Raw genomic sequence first — 16081 nt, 5'->3', positions numbered from 1 at the left:
ATGATGGGGCCGCCCTTCGGGGACGGTTCATGGGGAGCGTGCATGACCATACTGATGATCGCGGGGCTCCCGTTTGGGGGGGGAGAACGCCTGGCCGCCGGCCTGGCCAGAGAAATCGGGTGGAATCTCCTTACGCGGGAGGAGGCCATCTCGCGCCTGGCGGAACAGGACGTGCACCTGGGGGATCTGGAGGTGGCGGCCTCCAGGGGCCGCATTTCCGGGCCCCGCTTCGATTACCTCCGGAGGCGTTATCTGGCAGGAATGACGGCCCTGCTTTGCGAAATGTGGTCCAGGGGTCCCCTGGTCTACTACGGTAGGGCGGGCCACAGGCTTCTGCCGGGAGTTCGGCATGTGTCCAGGGTCGGTGTGTTTTCCCCAAGAAGCCTCCGAGTGGAGCGTGTGCAGGAGCGGTTGAGGCTTCCGAGCGCCAAGGCCGAGGAGTTCTTGACCTCCGTGGATCGGGACATCGAATCGTGGGTCCGTTACGTCCATGGCGTCGCCGTCCAGGAAGCCGACGGCTTTGACCTGGTCCTCTGGACGGGAAGGCTCTCCTTCCGGACGGCCTTGCCCATTCTCGGCGCCCTCGCCGTCGGAGCGGAATTCCAACCCACGGAGGAGAGCCGCAGCCGGATGCGGGATCTTGCATTGGAATCCCGGATACTGCTCGACCTCACCGGAGAGCCCTGCGGCCTCCGCGTCCCCGTGGAAGTGATCGCCCGGGGCGGACGGATTCATGTCACGCTCGGGAGAACCGGAGACGCGGTTCTTCGGAAGGTGCGGGATTACCTCCGGGACAGCTATCCCGCAAACCCAGCCGACGTGGCCATCGGCCGAGTCCTCATGCCCGTCGCGCCCGTCGGACGAAGGTTGCTGAGGATGTCCCGGCTGGCTTGACCGGGTCCTCACCGGGCGTGGAGAGGCGCTCCCTGGCGGCGGGATCGGATAGAGGGTCTGGATCGGGAGGCTCAGGACGGGCCGGCGGCCTCCCGAACGAGTCGGGCGATTTCTTGAATCTTGAAGGGCTTCGGGACGAACTTCGCGGCGCCCCACGCCTCGGCCTCGTGGTGCGTCTCGATGGTGGCGTAGCCGGTGATGACGATCACCGCCGTGGAGGGGGCGGTCTCCTTGACGTAGCGGAGAACGTCCATTCCCGAAGGGCCGCGCATTTTCAGGTCCGTAACGAGCACATGGAAAGGTGATTCTGCGAGACGCTGGACGGCCCTTTCGCTGTCGGTGAAGACCTCCACCTCGAAGCCCTCCTTCTCCAGCGCCGGCTTCAATCTTTCGCCCACGATGGGCTCGTCGTCCAGGACCATCACGCGCTTCTGGGCCGCCATGACCACCTCCGGGTTCGGCATCAACCGGATGTCTCCATCACCGGCAAACACACGTGAAACGTAGTTCCCTTGCCCACTTCGCTGACGACGCGCATTTCCCCGCCGTACTTTCGCAGGATGCCCAGGGATACGCTCAACCCCAGGCCGGTTCCCTTGCCCGGTTCCTTGGTCGTGAAGAAGGGATCGAAGATTCGGGGAAGCACTTCGGCCGGAATGCCCGTGCCCGTGTCGGTCACGTCGACGCAGACCCGCTCCGAGTCGGTTCTCATGGCCCGGACGGAAAGAGTTCCGCCCCGCGGCATGGCGTGGACCGCGTTGATGAAGAGGTTCAAGAAGACCTGCCGAAGGGGATTCACGGCGGCGCGCACGGTGGGCAGGTCCTCCGGAATCTCCGCCGCGAACCTCACCCCCGACAGGTCCATCTCGTTGTGAAGAAGCCGCCGGGTGGATTCCACGACCTCCGCCAGGGACACGGGAACCGATTCCGGCCTCTCCTCCCGGGTGAAGTCGAGGAGGCTCTTGACGATTTCGCCGGCCCTCTCGGTCTCGAAGTAAATGTCCTGAAGGAGCTTCCATTTCTCCCCTTCGGAAAGCCGTTTGAAGTCCTCCATGAGGGCTTCCGTCGTGATGGCGATGTTGTTGAGCGGGTTGTTGAGCTCGTGGGCGATGCCCGACGTGAGCGTGCCCACGGTGGTGAGCTTGGCGGCCTGAACCATCTGGTTTTGCTGTGCTTCCAGCTCGCGGAGCATGGAATTCACCGCCAGGGCGAGATCGGTGAACTCGTCCCGATACCACCGCGTGGGGCCGATCGGGCTGAAATCTCCCCGCGCCACCCGCGAAGTGTAGGACTCGAAGCGCCGGATGGGGCCCATGAGGGCCCGGTCGAAAAGGAACGCGATCGCCACGAAGGCGAGGAACAGCAGGGCGAGGAGCAGGAGGGGAACCCGGTTTGCGAGGTCCGCTTCCGCAGGAGAGGCCGGACGCGCGCCTTGCGAGGTCCACACGACGGCGGCGCAGAGGAGGAAGCAAAGGGCGAGTCCCACCGAGAGCCTCAGGCGGATGCTGACCCTGGGGCGCCCCAACAGGGCTCCCCTGGCCGCTTCGAACTCCCAATCGGGTCCTGCGCCGTGGGCGGGGCCTTCCGCATCGGTGCCGCGGGCACCTCGTGCGGTGAACATGGGCGGGCGCCTCCTGGTCAGCGAGTATAGCGTCTCCGGCGCGGAGGCGGAAGGCGGACTTGAAAGCCCAAGCGGTTTCCTGCAGGCTGTGTGGCGTGAGCGGGCGATGACGATCTTCCTTCCGGTGGCCGGACTGCCCATGAACCTCTGGCTCCTCGTCGCGGCGGGAGGTCTCGCGGGGTTCCTCTCGGGCCTGCTGGGGGTGGGCGGCGGCTTCATCCTGACGCCTCTGCTCATCATGCTGGGGATCAGCCCGGCCGTGGCCGCCGCCTCCGACACCAACGCCATCGTGGGCACCAGCGCCTCCGGCGTGCTCGCCCACCTCCGCCAGGGCAACGTGGACTTCCGGATGGGGCTCGTTCTCCTCGCGGGAGGCCTCCTGGGCGGAGCGGGCGGAACCTTCTGGGTCCGGATTCTCCGCAGGAGCGGAAACCTGGACGCCGTCATCGTCTTCTTGTACGTGGCCTTCCTGGGAATCCTCGGCGTGGTGATGTTCGTGGAAGGGCTTCTGGCCCGGATCCGGGACCGGGAGGAGGAAAAGGGCACCGTTCCGACGCCCGGATTCCTGAGGGCTCTGCCCTTCCAGGCCTCCTTTCCCGAATCGGGGATTCGCGTCTCCCTTCTGGCCCCCCTCGCGCTCGGGGCGCTCGTCGGGCTCCTGGCGGCCTTCATGGGGGTGGGGGGCGGCTTCTTCCTCGTCCCGGCCATGACCTTCCTCCTGAGAATGCCCATGCGGGTGGTGGTGGGCACCAGCCTCTTCCAGATCCTCTTCACGGCCTTCGGGGTCACCGTCCTCCAGGCTTCGGTCAACCGGACCGTGGACGTCGTCGTGGCCCTGTGCCTCATGGTCGGGTCCACGGTCGGCGCCCAGGCCGGCGCCGCCGTGGGAAGAAGGCTCAAAGGAACGGAGCTCCGGGTCGTGTTCGCCCTGCTCCTCCTCTTCCTGTCCCTGAAGATGTTCGACGACCTCCTCACTCTCCCGGCCACCTTCCTGACCCAGGGGGGAGGCCACCCGTGAGGAGGGCCGGCCTCTTCTGGATCGGGGTGTGCCTAGCGGCCGCCCTCGGAGCCGCGGCCCGGCCCCTGCGCGTGGAGGTCCGCCCCGGCCAGATCGCCCAGGGACTCCTCTACGGAGGGGTCCGCTTGGAGGTCACGGGACCGGCCCCGGACGAAGGGGCGCTCGTGGTGCTCGTGGAGGGGGAATGGCGATCGGAGGCCCACGTCAGGCTCGGACGGACGGGACCCTTCTGGCTTCCGCAGGGCGGCGTTCCGGTGGGGGAGGCCCCGACCCTGTACCTCCTGGCCTCCGAGGGGGATCTCCATCAGCTCTTGACGGGGGAGGAACGGAGGCGGGAAGGGCTCGGGCTGGCCCCGCTGCGGGAGTCCCTGGGAGCGGGCGCGGCGGTTGCCCACGAGGCGGAGGAAGTCCTGCGGGTCCGGAGCCGATCGGGCCGGTTTTCCCTAGCAGATCACGGCGTGGAGCGCCGGAACGGGACCTTCTCCGCCGGCTTCGACCTTCCCCCGCGCCTGGAAGAGGGCATCCTCAACGTAAAGGTCTTTCTCTGCCGGGAGGGACGCGTGGCCGAAAAGTCGGAGACAAGAGTCCCCGTGCGCAGGACCGGTCTCGCCGCGTTCCTCACCGCCGCCGCGAGGCAAGCCCCCGCGCTCTACGGAACCGGGGCGGCCCTCCTGGCCCTCCTTCTGGGGGCCGCCGTCGGCGCGGTGTTTCCGCGTCTTCAAGGGCATTGAAGCCCGGACGCCCGTCGGCGCGAGGTCGGGCGAGGCTCCCGTGGAGAACCGAGGCCCGCTCAGCGAGCGAGGACCTTGTCCACCACGTCCTTGAGCCGGAAGGGCTTGGCCACGAAGGCGGACACGCCCAGGCGCCGCATGTGCTCGAAGGTCTCCCGGTCCGCGTAGCCCGTGATGACCACGGTTCGCGCTTCGGGGCGGAGGCGGCGCACCTCGAGGATCACGTCCATTCCCGTCGGGGGGCGCATCTTCAGGTCCGTTACCACGACGTCGAAGGGTTTCTCCCGCAGGGCGCGCAGAGCCGACGCTCCATCCGTGAACCCCTCCACCTCCGCTCCGGCTCGGGACAGCGCTTCCGTGAGGCGCTCGACCACGATGGCCTCATCGTCCAGCACGAGCACGGCCGGTGCGCCCCCCGTCATGGGGCGGCCTCCGCGGGGCCGGGGGCCGGAGGAAAGAGCAACCGCACGGTGGTCCCCCGCCCGGGGACGCTGTCCACGTGGATCTCGCCCTTGTGCCGCTCGACGACTCCGTGGCAGATGGCCAGGCCCAGGCCCGTCCCCTTTCCGCGCTCCTTCGTGGTGAAAAAGGGATCGAACACGTGGGGGAGCGCCTCGGCGGGGATGCCCGATCCCTCGTCCGTGACCTCCACCCACGCCCCTCCGCCCTCGCGGGGCCCGGCCGTCACCGTCAGCCTCCCCCCCTTCGGCATGGCCTGCACGGCGTTCAGAAAGAGGTTGAAAAAGAGCTGGCGAAGGGCGTCGTAATCTCCTCGGACAGGCGGGAGGTCCGCGGGGACCCGGTTGTCGAATACCACCGAGGAGAGCGCCATCTCGTTGGCGAGCAGGTCGGCGGCCCCCTCCACGGGGTCCAGCAAGCGCAGCGGAGCGAGAGGGGAGGGTTCGTCCCGCGTGAAATCCAGGAGCCCCCTGACGATGGCATCGGCGCGCTGGACCTCGTTGTAGATGGACTTGAGCAGGCGGGCTTTTCGCGAGTCCCCGCCCTCGCGGCATTCCTCGAGGAGCGCTTCGGCCGTTATGGAAATGTTGTTCAGGGGGTTGTTCAACTCGTGGGCGATGCCCGCCGTGAACGTGCCCAGGGCCGCCAGCTTGCCGGCCCGAGTCACCTGGGCCTCCCGTGCCCTCAGCTCGAAGAGCATCCGGTTCACCGCCAGGGCGAGGTCGGAGAACTCGTCCCGGTAAGGCTTGGCCGGGGTGATGGGGCTGAAGTCGCCGGCGGAAATGCGACGGGTGTACTCGTGGAACCGCTGGAGGGACAGCGTGATGGTCCTGGCCAGGATCCAGGCCACCCAGAAGATGATCAGGAGCAGGATGGCGAGGGAGGCGAAGGGAAGGATCTGGGCCATGGACAGGAGGCGTCCGGCTTGTGCGGCCTCCCGGGTCATGAGCTGGTCCATGAGTTCCAGGGCCTGTCCGCTCTCCCTCTCCAAGGTCCCTTCCACCTCGTCCCGCAGGGACGGGTCCCAGGCCCCGTACCTCTCGATGGAGGAGGCCTCCGCGAGAGCCTCCGAGAGGCGGACGAGGTTGCGGCTCACCCGGGAGAGGTCCTCCGGGCCGGCCACGGCCAGGAGGACCACCGTGTTCTCGCGGTAGTGGTCCAGGGCCGCTTCGGCTTCCCTTCGGGCCTCCGCAAGCCCCCGGCCCTCCCGGAAGTAATCCCGGAAGTGGGACCGTGCGACGTGGAGATGTCCGCTCAACGACTCCGAGGCCGACAGGAATCGGACCTTGGCCTTGACGCCGTACAGGAGTCCGAGGCTTCCCGCGGCGGTGAGGGCCACGAGGAGAAAGCACAGCAGAAACCCCGAGGCGATCCGGGCCCGGATGGAAAGCTGGGGGCGGTCCAGGAAGGCGCGCTCGGCCTCCCTCAAGCGCTCCGCCTCCCGGGCCCCGAGGGTGTACTCGGGATGGTCCGCCGACGGCTTGGCCGCATCAGGCTTCATGTCTCGACCTCCAGGTGATTCTACAGCGGCCGGCGGTTCGCAGGAAGGGACCCGTTGAGAAAGGGAGGGGCCGACCAGGAGGCCTGCCCCCCGCGGTCAGGGGGGCCGGCCCTCGCTCCGCCTCGGAGAAGCGGGCGGGGGACCTCGTTCGAGGCTTCCCTGAACAACCGTGACGGGAAGGGAGGTGCCCGGGAGGAAGAAGGAGGCTCGTCCGGAGAATCCGCGCAGACGCACGAGCCGGAGCGTCTTCCGCCGCGGTCGACGGCGGCTTCCCTGGGTTCTTCTTTTGCCGCTCCGCCTCTGCTACCCTGCCTTGCGCATGGACGTGAAGCGCAGGCGCATCCGGTGCCGGGGATTCGTGCAGGGCGTGGGCTTCCGGCCCACGGTGTACCGGCTTGCCGTCGCCGCAGGCCTCTCGGGCTGGGTTCTCAACGGCCCCGACGGAGTCGTCCTGGAAATCGAAGGTCCCGGCGAGGAGGTGGAGTCCTTCGCGGGCCGCTTGCGGGCCGCGCTTCCTCCTCTGGCCCGGCTCGACGAGGTGGCGGAGCGGGAGGTGGCCCCCCTGGGCGCGGAGGGCTTCCGCATCCTGGAGTCGGAGCAGGGGCCGAGGCGGCGCGCCCTGGTGCCTCCCGATGCGGCCCTCTGCGGCGACTGCCGCCGGGACATGGACGAGCCGGAGAACCGCCGCCACCGATTTCCCTTTACGACCTGCACGAACTGCGGCCCGCGATTCACCCTCGCCCGGTCTCTCCCCTACGACCGGGAGAGGACCTCCATGGCCTGCTTCCCCCTGTGTCCGGACTGCAGGAAGGAGTACGAGGATCCCGGCGACCGACGCTTCCACGCAGAGCCCGTCTCCTGTCCCGAGTGCGGCCCCCGGCTCTGGCTGACGGATGGGGAGGGGCGGACGCAGGCGGAGGGGCAGGCGGCCCTGGAGAAGGCCCGCATGGCCCTGGCTGAGGGCGCCATCGTGGCCGTCAAAGGACTCGGCGGCTTCCATCTCGCCTGCCGCGCCGACCGCGAGGAGTCCGTGGCTCGACTCAGGCGCCGCAAGGCCCGGCCCACCAAGCCCTTCGCCGTCATGGTTCGGGACGCCCGCGCGGCGGAGAAGGCCGCGCGCGTCGCGGCCTCCGACCGAGCCCTCCTCGCCTCGGCCCGCGCCCCCATCCTCCTCGTCCGCAAAGCCTCCCCCTTCCCTCTGGCCGAGGGGGTGGCTCCCGGCATCTCGGACGTCGGGGTGATGCTCCCCACCACGCCCCTTCACGTGGAACTCTTCCGGGATGCCCCCTACGACGCCCTCGTGATGACCTCGGGAAACCTCTCGGACGAACCCATCGCCCTGGGCAACCGGGAGGCCCTCCACCGGCTGGGAGGGCTGGCCGATCTCTTTCTGCTCCACGACCGGGACGTGGTCCGCCGGACGGACGACTCGGTGGTCCGGAGCGCGGAAGACGGGGCCTTTGTCCTCCGCCGGTCCAGGGGGTACGTGCCTGAACCGCTGCCCCTGCCCCGCCCCGCGGAACGTCCCGTCCTGGCCCTGGGCGCCCACCTGCAGACGACCGCCTGCCTCGCAGCCGGCGAGGCGGCCTTTCTCTCCCAGCACGTGGGCGACCTGGATACGGACGCCGCGCGGGCCTTCCTCCGCGAGGCCGCGGAAGGCCTGGAAGACTTCCTCGAATGCCTTCCCGGCGTGATCGCCGTGGACCTGCATCCCGACTACGCCAGCGCCTGGCTCGGCGAAGAGATGGCGCGGGAGCGGGGGGGGCGGGTCGTGCGGGTCCAGCACCACGCGGCCCACGCCGCCGCCGTCCTCTCGGAGCACGGGCGCTGGCCGGCCCGGGGCGAGACGGCTCTGGCGGTGATCCTGGACGGGACGGGTTTCGGCCCCGACGGCACCTCCTGGGGCGGCGAATGGCTTGGAGTTCGAGGCGACGGGTCCTGGACGAGGCTCGCCCACCTGGAGCCCGTGTCCCTGGTGGGAGGGGAGGCGGCCGTTCGCCAGCCCTGGCGCGTCGCGGTGGCGGCCCTCTCGACGGCGGGGATGGCCGCGGAGCTGCACCGCCTGCCCCTGTGGGCGATCGTGGAGCCCGGCCAGGCGAGAAACGTGGCGGCCCTGGCCGGGGGTGGGTGGCCTCTCGCCTCGGGGGCGGGCCGTCTTTTCGAAGCCGCGGGAGCCCTTCTTGGGCTCACCGCGGAGAACGGCTACGAGGGGGAGGCCGCGGCGCGCCTGGAGTCCCTGGCCTGTCGGGCCTGGCCGGCGGAGCCCTGGGACGAGGTCGGCCTCTTGAGGGGCGGTTCCTTTCCGCGCCTCCCCTTCGCGGGACTCCTGGCGGCGGCGGCCCGCCGGCTGATGGGCGGGGAAGACGGCGCGCGCACGGCGGCGGGGTTCCATTCGACCTTCTGCTCCCTCGCGGCGGACCTTGCCCTTAAGGCCGCGCCGGCGGGCGTCCGTCTGGCGGCCCTCGGCGGCGGGTGCCTGGTGAACCGGCTCTTGCGGGAAGGGCTCTCGGCCACCTTGTCCGCCCGCGGTTTCGAGGTCCTCCTGCCCGCGACCGTCCCCCCGGGGGACGGGGGCCTCGCCTACGGCCAGGCCGTCCTGGCCCACCTCCAGAGCGAAGCCTGAGCGGGCCGGACGGGATCGGGGTTCAGGCGGGGACCCTGCCAGAAATCCCTGTCCGGCCGTTCACGCAGGCAACCTCATCGGAGAGGCCAAGTCCGGCCTACGCTTCGGGCGTCTCGTCGACGCGAGCCGCGCCGATCGGGCTCCACGACTCCCTGCGCTCCCCTCCCCGCTCCGCCGCCTCTTGACCTTTCTCGGGCGCCGGCCCATCTTAGAAACTCATCCCGACGGGGAGGAAGGAGCGCGCCATGTGCCTGGCCATTCCCATGCGGCTCGTGGAGAAGGACGGTTGGGAGGGCACCGTGGAGCTGAACGGGGTGCGGCGCTCCGTGTCCCTGATGCTGCTGGAGGATGCGGAAGTGGGGGACCACGTCCTCATCCATGCGGGATACGCCATCGGAAAGGTGGACGAGGAGGAGGCGCGGCTCACGTTGGAAGGGCTGGAGCGGATCGCCGCGAGCCTGGAGTCGGAGGGCCCGTGATGGAGGAAGCGGGGTTCCGCGATCCCCGGGCCGTTGCGGCGCTCCTGCGGGCGGCCAAGGCGGAAGCGGCCACCCTCCGCCGCCCCCTGGTCCTCATGGAAGTCTGCGGCACCCACACCCACGCCATCGCCGAGGCAGGCCTGCGAGGCAAGCTGGCTCCTGAAATCCGCCTCGTTTCGGGTCCCGGATGTCCGGTGTGCGTGACGCCCGTCGGGTACCTGGACCGGGCGGAGGCCTTGTCCCGACAGCGAAACGCCGTCCTCTGCACCTTCGGGGACCTGTTTCGCGTGCCTTCCAGCACGGGGAGCCTGGAACGGCTCAAGGCCGAGGGCGGAGACGTGCGGGTCGTCTACTCCCCTCGGGACGCCCTGCGCGTGGCCGCCGAGAACCCCGGGCGGGAGGTGGTCTTCTTGGCGGTGGGCTTCGAGACCACGGCCCCCACCATCGCCGCCGCGCTCGAGGAGGCCGAGGGCGAAGGCCTCTCCAATTTCATGATCCTGCCCGGAAACAAGACCGTCCCCATGCCCCTGCGGGTGCTGGCGGAGGATCCGGAGCTTCGCCTCGACGGCTTTCTCCTGCCAGGGCACGTCTCCGTGATCACCGGATCGGAGGCCTTTTCCTTTTTGGCGAGGGACTACGGAATCCCCTCGGCGGTCGTGGGCTTTACGCCCACGGACGTGCTGGCGGGCGTGCGCGACCTGGCCGCCCAGAGGAGCGCGGGGCGGGCCGGGGTTTCTAATCTCTACGGAAGGGCCGTCACGCCGCAGGGAAACGGGGCGGCTCGGGCGGCGATGGACCGCGTCTTTCGTCGGGATGCCTCGGACTGGCGGGGCCTGGGGTCCATTCCGGACTCGGGGCTGGCGCTTCGGGAGTCCCTGGTCCATCGGGACGCTTCCCGGCTGGCCGTGGACGTTCCGGCCCCCGAGGAGCCCGCCGGCTGCCTGTGCGGCGAGGTTCTGAAAGGGGCCGTGGATCCGCCCGCCTGCCCGCTCTTCGGGAAGGCCTGCACACCGGACCTTCCGGTCGGCGCGTGCATGGTGTCCAGCGAGGGGACCTGCGCGGCCTACTACCGCCACGAGCGCTGGCGGGCCTCGGGCGGTGTGGCGTGAGACCCTTTGACAGGATTCTCATGGGCCACGGGGCGGGGGGCCGCCTGACGCGGTCCCTCGTCAAGGACCTGTTCCTGCCCCTCTTCTCCAATCCGGCCCTGGAGGTGCTCTCCGATGCCGCGGTCCTGCCGGCCTGGCCAGGAGGGCGCCCGGCCCTGACCACGGACGCCTTCGTGGTGGAGCCTCTCGAGTTCCCCGGAGGGGACTTGGGCCGTCTGGCCGTGTGCGGAACCGTCAACGACCTCTCCGTCTCGGGCGCGCGGCCCCTCTGGCTCACCCTCGCCCTCGTGCTGGAGGAGGGGGCCGAAATGAACCTGGTTCGGCGCTGCGCGGAGAGCGCGGCGGAGGCGGCCCGGGAAGCAGGCGTGCAAATCGTGGCGGGAGACACCAAGGTGGTGCCCAAGGGCAGGGGGGACAGGATCTATGCCGTGACGGCGGGCCTCGGCTCCGTTCCCGCGGGCCGGGACTGGGGAGACCACCGGGTGGCCGCGGGAGACGCGCTCCTCGTCACGGGCCCCGTGGGGGATCACGGAGCCACGATCATGGCGTGCCGCCACGGCATGGCGGGGGAGGCGCTGCGGTCGGACGTGGCGCCCCTCAACGGGCTGGTGGAGGCCCTCGCCGCATCGGGGGCCCCGGTTCGGGCCCTCCACGACCCCACCCGGGGCGGTGTCCTCGTGACCTGCCACGAGGTGGCCGAGCGGGCCGGGGTCCGGATTGTGCTCGACGAAGAGGCGTTGCCCGTCCGCGGCGAAGTCCGGGCCGTGTGCGACCTCCTGGGTCTCCATCCCCTCTCCAGCCCCTGCGAGGGCCGGGCCCTGGTCTTCGTGGAGGGAGGATGCGAGGAGTCGGCCCTCTCCGCCCTCCGGAGCCACCCCTTCGGAGCCGGCGCGGCGCGGATCGGCCGCGTGGAGGCGGTCCGGACCGGGGCGTCTCCCGTGGCGGTCCGGACCGTTTCGGGTGAGGAGCGCCCCCTGGACCTTCTCTCGGGGGCCGAACTGCCGAGGATTTGCTAGGCCCCGTGGATCCGGGGCCTGGAGGAAAGGGGATGGACCCCCATGCACGAGTGGTCCCTGGCTTGCGCCCTCGTGAGAACCGCCGAGGAGGAAGCCGCCCGCCGAGGCGCCTCCAAGGTGTTTGAGGTGTCCGTCTCGGTGGGTTTTCTCACGGGCGTGGTGCCCGAACTCCTCGAGCGAGCCTACGAGATGGCGCGCCAGGGGACGGGGCTGGAGGGCGCCCCCCTCCGGATCGAGGTGGAGCCCGTGCGGGCCCGGTGCGGAGAATGCGGGCGGGAGAGCGTGTTCGAAGGCTACGCCCTGGCCTGTCCAGCCTGCGGGCGGCCGGGGATGGAGGTCCTTTCGGGGGGCGACATCCTCCTGAGGGGGCTGGACCTTGAAGTGGGCGGCTCGGCCTGAGCCGCGGGGGAGGATGCGATGTGCGAGACCTGCGGCTGCGGTCTGCCCGAGGAAGCCAAACACGCCCACGAGGGTCACGGCCACGACCATCCGCACCGGGAGGAGGCGCGCCTCTATCGGAGCCTGCTCGAGGCCAACGAGAGGCAGGCCCTTGAAAACCGGGAGCACCTCCTGGAACACCGGGTCCTCGCGGTCAACCTCATGTCCGGCCCGGGATCCGGCAAGACGAGCCTGATCGAAGCCCTGGCCCGGCTCACGGCCGGCCGCTGGCGCATCGGCGTCATCGAAGGCGACCTCGCCACCGACCGCGACGCGGCCCGCGTGCGGGCCCTCGGGCTCCCCGTCCGCCAGGTGACCACGGGATCCACCTGCCACCTCGACGCGGCCATGGTCCACGGGGCCCTCCACGCTCTTCCCCTGGAGGATCTGGACCTCCTGGTGGTGGAAAACGTGGGGAACCTGGTCTGCCCGGGGCTCTACGACCTGGGGTGCCACCTCAACGGCGTCCTCCTTTCCGTGACCGAGGGGGACGACAAGGTGGCCAAGTACCCGGTGGCGTTCCGCCACGCCCAGTTTTTTTGCATCACCAAGACCGACCTTCTCCCCCATGTGGATTTCGACGTGGAGCGGCCCAAGCGGGAGGCGCGCCTCCTCAAGGGTGACCTGAAGGTCTTCGCGTGCTCCTCCCGGGCCCCCGAATCCCTCTCCGGGTTGGCCGCCTACCTGGAGGCCGAAAGGAAGGCCCTCCTCGGGTAGGGGAGGGATGGGGGCTTCCGGCGGTTTCGGGGCCCGATCGCCCTCCGAGTCTTCCGACCGAGGCGCCCTCAATCAGTAAGTAATTGCTCGCGCAAAGGGGTGTTTGTGTATGGTTTTGTTGTGTGTTTGATTTCCGAATGAGAATGAGCGTTCATGAATGTATCAACACGGTACGTTTAATCCGGGCGGAATCCCCCTGGAACGGCCCCTCGCGAAGTGGCGTATTTATATGAAAATGTGGGCGATTCTCAAGGTTGACATTTATTCCCATCCACCCTATCTTTCATCGTAGATTTTCGCTGTTTGGGGGGTCGCGTAAACAAGGAGGTGGCCATGGGAAAGCCAAGGGGCATACCGTACGATCGTGTCCGGCCGCGTGAGGGCGGCGAAGACGGCGGAGGCGTCCAGCGCAGGGACTTCCTCAAGACCTGCACCCTCGCGGCCGCGTCGGTGGGTCTGCCGGCGTGGACCGCCAAGGTCTGGGCGGAGAACGCCGCCAAGGGACTCAAGCCATCCGTCATCTGGCTGCATTTCCAGGAGTGCACGGGGTGTACGGAATCCCTTTTGAGGACCAGCCACCCCAAGGTCGCGGAGCTCATCCTTGACCTGGTCTCCCTGGACTACTGCGAGACGCTCCTCGCCGCGGCGGGGTACCAGGCGGAGGAGGCGCTTCACGCCGCCATGGAGCAGAACGCGGGCAAATACATCTGCGTCATCGAAGGCTCCATTCCGGTGAAGGAGAACGGCATCTACTGCAAAATCGGCGGGCGCACGGCCCTGGACATCGTGAACGACGTGGCCTCCAAGGCGGGCGCCCTCATCGCCATCGGCGCCTGCGCCTCCTGGGGCGGGGTCGCCTCGGCGGATCCGAATCCGACGGGGGCCACGGGCGCCCCCGAGGTCCTCAAGGGCAAGACCGTGGTCACGATTCCCGGATGCCCCGCGAACCCCTACAACTTCCTCGGCGTGGCCCTTCAGTACGCGACCTTCGGCACGCTCCCGGCTCTGGACGAACTGGGGCGGCCCAAGTTCGCCTACGGGCGGGTCATCCACGAGGACTGCCCGAGGCGGCCCCACTTCGACGCCGGACGCTTCGTGCAGCAGTTCGGAGACGAGGCCCATCGGCTCGGGTACTGCCTCTACAAGATGGGGTGCAAGGGGCCCGCGACGCACGCCAACTGCTCCCTCCAGCACTTCGGCGAGGTGGAGGCGTGGCCCATCGGCATCGGCCACCCCTGCGTGGGGTGCACGGAGCAATCGGTCCTCTGGAAAATGCCGATCCACTCGACGGTGGAGATCTCCCGGCCCACTCCGCCCGACGTCTACCCCGAGATTCACGGCAAGCAGGGCAAGGTCGGCGCGGTGGCCACGGGTGTTGCGGGTCTCGTGGGAGGCGCGCTCATCGGCGCGGGCCTCATGGCCGCCAAGAAGGTGGCCGCCGAACCCGAGAAGGAGAAGTGAGATGACCGTGGACCGACGCACCGCCCTCAAGGCCATGGCCGGGGTGGGCGCGGCCGCGGCCGCGGGAAGCGCCGTCTCTCTGGAAGCCCGCGAAACGCGGGTGGCGCCTCCCGACGCCTTGGGCATGCTGTACGACGCCACGCGCTGCATCGGCTGCAAGGCCTGCGTGGTGGCGTGCAAGGACGCCAACAACATGCCCACGGATTGGGATCCGCAGCGCCTCTACGACTACCCCACGGACCTGAACGGGAAGACGAAGAACATCATCAAACTCTACAAGGAAGGAGACACGATCTCCTATGTGAAGCGCCAGTGCATGCACTGCATCGATCCCGGATGCGTGGGGGCGTGCATGATCGGCGCGCTGCAGAAGCGGGACCACGGCGTGGTGACCTGGGACGGGGACCGCTGCATCGGGTGCCGCTACTGCCAGATCGCCTGCCCCTACGAGATCCCGAAGTTCGAGTGGGAAAAGGCCGTTCCCAGGATCGTCAAGTGCGAGCTGTGCAAGGACCGGAAGGACAAAGCCTTCAACCCCGCGTGCTGCGAGGTCTGCCCGCGGCAGGCGGTGGTCTTCGGAAAGTACGCGGACCTGCTCGCGGACGCGAAGAAACGCCTGGCCGACGCCCCGGACCGCTACGAGCCGAAGATCTTCGGCGAACGCGACGGCGGCGGAACCCAGGTCCTCTACCTGTCCAAGGCCGGCGTGCCCTTCGAAGCCCTCGGCTTCCCGAACCTCGGCGAGAAGCCGGTCCCCGAGACGGCCCAGAAGATCCAGCACGGCGTCTACCAGGGGTTCATCACGCCCGCCGTGCTGTACGTGATCCTCGGCGCCGTGATCTGGCGGAACCGGAAGGGCCAGTCCGCGGAGGAGGCCAAGCCATGAGCGCCCATCTCGAAGCGACGCCCGTCGGCGGCCCCATTCTCACCCGACCCTTCAAGTGGCTCCTCGCCGTTTTCGGCGTGGGGGTCCTCCTCCTGGCCTGGCGCTTCCTGGCCGGCCTGGGCGCCACGACGGCCCTCAACGACGGCTATGCCTGGGGCATCTGGATCGCCTTTGACGTGGTCACGGGAACCGCGCTCGGGTGCGGCGGGTACGCCGTGGCGATCCTCGTCTACATCCTCAACAAGGGGGTCTACCATCCCCTGGTTCGCCCCGCCATCCTCACGAGCGCGCTGGGCTACTCCATGGCCGGCTTCGCCATCGTGGTGGACGTGGGCCGCTACTGGTGGATCTACCGGATCCCCATGCGCTTCTGGCAGTGGAACCTCAACTCGGCGCTACTCGAGGTGGCCCTCTGCGTGATGGCCTATGTCGTCGTGCTCTGGCTGGAGCTCTCGCCCGCCTTCATGGAGAAGTGGAAGGTGGAGGCGCCCCTGCCGATCCTGAAGAGCCTATCGACGGCCCTCCACCCCGTGATCAACAAGCTCATGATCTTCATCGTCGCCCTGGGGCTGCTGCTGCCCACCATGCACCAGTCCTCCCTCGGCACCGTCATGCTGCTCGCGGGCCACAAGCTCCACGCGCTCTGGAACACGCCCTTCATCCCGCTCCTCTTCCTCATCTCGGTCATCGCCATGGGTTACGCCGTGGTGGTCCTCGAGGGCTCCCTGGCGAGCCACTTCTTCAAGAGGGAGCGGGAGACGGAGATGCTCGGACGCCTGTCGGGCGTCATGGTCGTGGTCCTCTCCCTTTACCTGGTCCTTCGCTTCGCGGATCTCATCTGGCGCGGAGCGCTCGGGGCCGCGTTCACCTCCGGATGGATGAGCGTCTTCTTCTGGATCGAGACGGCCCTGTCCGTCGCGCCCCTCGTGATGCTCGCCTCCAAGGCGGGGCGCCTGGATCCGGTGGTGCAGTTCCGCGCGGCCCTCTTCATGCTGCTTGGGGGGACCCTCTATCGGTTCAACAGCTACCTCATCGGATTCGACCCGGGCGAGGGCATCTCCTATTTCCCCTCGGTCCCGGAGATGTTCATCACGTTCGGGATCGTGGCCCTCGAGATCATGCTCTACA

At 69.0% G+C, this 16081-nt stretch carries 16 protein-coding genes; 12 read left to right on the top strand and 4 right to left on the bottom strand.

Annotation, left to right across the window (positions count from 1 at the left end; genetic code table 11):
* Positions 1–42 precede the first annotated feature (42 nt).
* On the top strand, positions 43–894 hold the full coding sequence (locus AB1824_00885) for a cytidylate kinase family protein (GenBank protein ID MEW5763503.1): 852 nt from the start codon (positions 43–45) through the stop codon (positions 892–894).
* 71 nt (positions 895–965) lie between these two features.
* Here the strand turns inward: AB1824_00885 and AB1824_00880 are convergent, their stop codons facing one another.
* Entirely contained in the window at positions 966–1358 is a 393-nt protein-coding gene (locus tag AB1824_00880; GenBank protein ID MEW5763502.1) for a response regulator, read from the bottom strand.
* Complete coding sequence (locus AB1824_00875; GenBank protein MEW5763501.1) at positions 1358–2515, bottom strand: HAMP domain-containing sensor histidine kinase; 1158 nt, start codon at positions 2513–2515, stop codon at positions 1358–1360. Before AB1824_00875 ends, AB1824_00880 begins: the two co-directional genes overlap by 1 nt.
* 106 nt (positions 2516–2621) lie before the next feature.
* Between AB1824_00875 and AB1824_00870 the strand changes: the two genes are divergently transcribed.
* Together AB1824_00870 and AB1824_00865 are read left to right on the top strand one after the other, a co-directional pair.
* On the top strand, positions 2622–3533 hold the full coding sequence (locus AB1824_00870; GenBank protein MEW5763500.1) for a sulfite exporter TauE/SafE family protein: 912 nt from the start codon (positions 2622–2624) through the stop codon (positions 3531–3533).
* Entirely contained in the window at positions 3530–4264 is a 735-nt protein-coding gene (locus tag AB1824_00865; protein ID MEW5763499.1) for a TIGR02186 family protein, read from the top strand. The genes AB1824_00870 and AB1824_00865 overlap by 4 nt, the downstream gene beginning before the upstream one ends.
* Positions 4265–4323: 59 nt before the next feature.
* Here the strand turns inward: AB1824_00865 and AB1824_00860 are convergent, their stop codons facing one another.
* Together AB1824_00860 and AB1824_00855 are read right to left on the bottom strand one after the other, a co-directional pair.
* On the bottom strand, positions 4324–4686 hold the full coding sequence (locus tag AB1824_00860; protein ID MEW5763498.1) for a response regulator: 363 nt from the start codon (positions 4684–4686) through the stop codon (positions 4324–4326).
* Positions 4683–6224 carry an ATP-binding protein gene (locus AB1824_00855; protein MEW5763497.1) on the bottom strand — a complete coding sequence of 514 codons (1542 nt, stop codon included), beginning with the start codon at positions 6222–6224 and terminating at the stop codon, positions 4683–4685. Before AB1824_00855 ends, AB1824_00860 begins: the two co-directional genes overlap by 4 nt.
* Positions 6225–6510: 286 nt before the next feature.
* Between AB1824_00855 and hypF the strand changes: the two genes are divergently transcribed.
* The 9 genes from hypF to nrfD all read left to right on the top strand — a co-directional run.
* Positions 6511–8847, top strand: coding sequence for a carbamoyltransferase HypF (gene hypF, locus AB1824_00850; GenBank protein ID MEW5763496.1), 2337 nt, complete (start codon positions 6511–6513; stop codon positions 8845–8847).
* 245 nt (positions 8848–9092) lie between these two features.
* On the top strand, positions 9093–9326 hold the full coding sequence (locus AB1824_00845) for a HypC/HybG/HupF family hydrogenase formation chaperone (GenBank protein ID MEW5763495.1): 234 nt from the start codon (positions 9093–9095) through the stop codon (positions 9324–9326).
* Positions 9326–10435, top strand: a complete 1110-nt coding sequence (gene hypD, locus AB1824_00840) for a hydrogenase formation protein HypD (protein MEW5763494.1) — start codon at positions 9326–9328, stop codon at positions 10433–10435. Before AB1824_00845 ends, hypD begins: the two co-directional genes overlap by 1 nt.
* The gene (gene hypE, locus AB1824_00835) at positions 10432–11451 is read left to right on the top strand and encodes a hydrogenase expression/formation protein HypE (GenBank protein MEW5763493.1); all 1020 of its coding nucleotides are present in this window, start codon (positions 10432–10434) and stop codon (positions 11449–11451) included. Before hypD ends, hypE begins: the two co-directional genes overlap by 4 nt.
* Before the next feature lie 42 nt (positions 11452–11493).
* Entirely contained in the window at positions 11494–11850 is a 357-nt protein-coding gene (locus tag AB1824_00830; protein ID MEW5763492.1) for a hydrogenase maturation nickel metallochaperone HypA, read from the top strand.
* 18 nt (positions 11851–11868) lie between these two features.
* Positions 11869–12606 carry a hydrogenase nickel incorporation protein HypB gene (gene hypB / locus AB1824_00825; protein ID MEW5763491.1) on the top strand — a complete coding sequence of 246 codons (738 nt, stop codon included), beginning with the start codon at positions 11869–11871 and terminating at the stop codon, positions 12604–12606.
* A gap of 333 nt (positions 12607–12939) precedes the next feature.
* Positions 12940–14067, top strand: a complete 1128-nt coding sequence (locus tag AB1824_00820) for a hydrogenase small subunit (GenBank protein ID MEW5763490.1) — start codon at positions 12940–12942, stop codon at positions 14065–14067.
* Between the two features lies 1 nt (position 14068).
* Positions 14069–14953, top strand: a complete 885-nt coding sequence (gene hybA, locus AB1824_00815) for a hydrogenase 2 operon protein HybA (GenBank protein ID MEW5763489.1) — start codon at positions 14069–14071, stop codon at positions 14951–14953.
* Positions 14950–16081 (top strand): NrfD/PsrC family molybdoenzyme membrane anchor subunit (gene nrfD / locus AB1824_00810; protein ID MEW5763488.1); only part of this gene is annotated, 1132 nt, incomplete at its 3' end. The genes hybA and nrfD, both read left to right, overlap by 4 nt.

It is taken from the genome of Acidobacteriota bacterium (assembly GCA_040752915.1).
Lineage (GTDB): Bacteria > Acidobacteriota > UBA4820 > UBA4820 > DSQY01 > JBFLVU01.
Note: the sequence above shows the minus strand (reverse complement) of the source record. Positions and strands in the feature narration are given on the sequence as shown.

Coding starts and splice junctions, on each gene's coding strand:
- AB1824_00875 (MEW5763501.1), bottom strand. CDS start 2,515: ATGTTCACCGCACGAGGTGCCCGCGGCACCGATGCGGAAGGCCCCGCC.
- AB1824_00845 (MEW5763495.1), top strand. CDS start 9,093: ATGTGCCTGGCCATTCCCATGCGGCTCGTGGAGAAGGACGGTTGGGAG.
- hybA (MEW5763489.1), top strand. CDS start 14,069: ATGACCGTGGACCGACGCACCGCCCTCAAGGCCATGGCCGGGGTGGGC.
- AB1824_00820 (MEW5763490.1), top strand. CDS start 12,940: ATGGGAAAGCCAAGGGGCATACCGTACGATCGTGTCCGGCCGCGTGAG.
- AB1824_00855 (MEW5763497.1), bottom strand. CDS start 6,224: ATGAAGCCTGATGCGGCCAAGCCGTCGGCGGACCATCCCGAGTACACC.
- AB1824_00860 (MEW5763498.1), bottom strand. CDS start 4,686: ATGACGGGGGGCGCACCGGCCGTGCTCGTGCTGGACGATGAGGCCATC.
- AB1824_00830 (MEW5763492.1), top strand. CDS start 11,494: ATGCACGAGTGGTCCCTGGCTTGCGCCCTCGTGAGAACCGCCGAGGAG.
- AB1824_00880 (MEW5763502.1), bottom strand. CDS start 1,358: ATGCCGAACCCGGAGGTGGTCATGGCGGCCCAGAAGCGCGTGATGGTC.
- hypB (MEW5763491.1), top strand. CDS start 11,869: ATGTGCGAGACCTGCGGCTGCGGTCTGCCCGAGGAAGCCAAACACGCC.
- AB1824_00870 (MEW5763500.1), top strand. CDS start 2,622: ATGACGATCTTCCTTCCGGTGGCCGGACTGCCCATGAACCTCTGGCTC.
- hypD (MEW5763494.1), top strand. CDS start 9,326: ATGGAGGAAGCGGGGTTCCGCGATCCCCGGGCCGTTGCGGCGCTCCTG.
- AB1824_00885 (MEW5763503.1), top strand. CDS start 43: ATGACCATACTGATGATCGCGGGGCTCCCGTTTGGGGGGGGAGAACGC.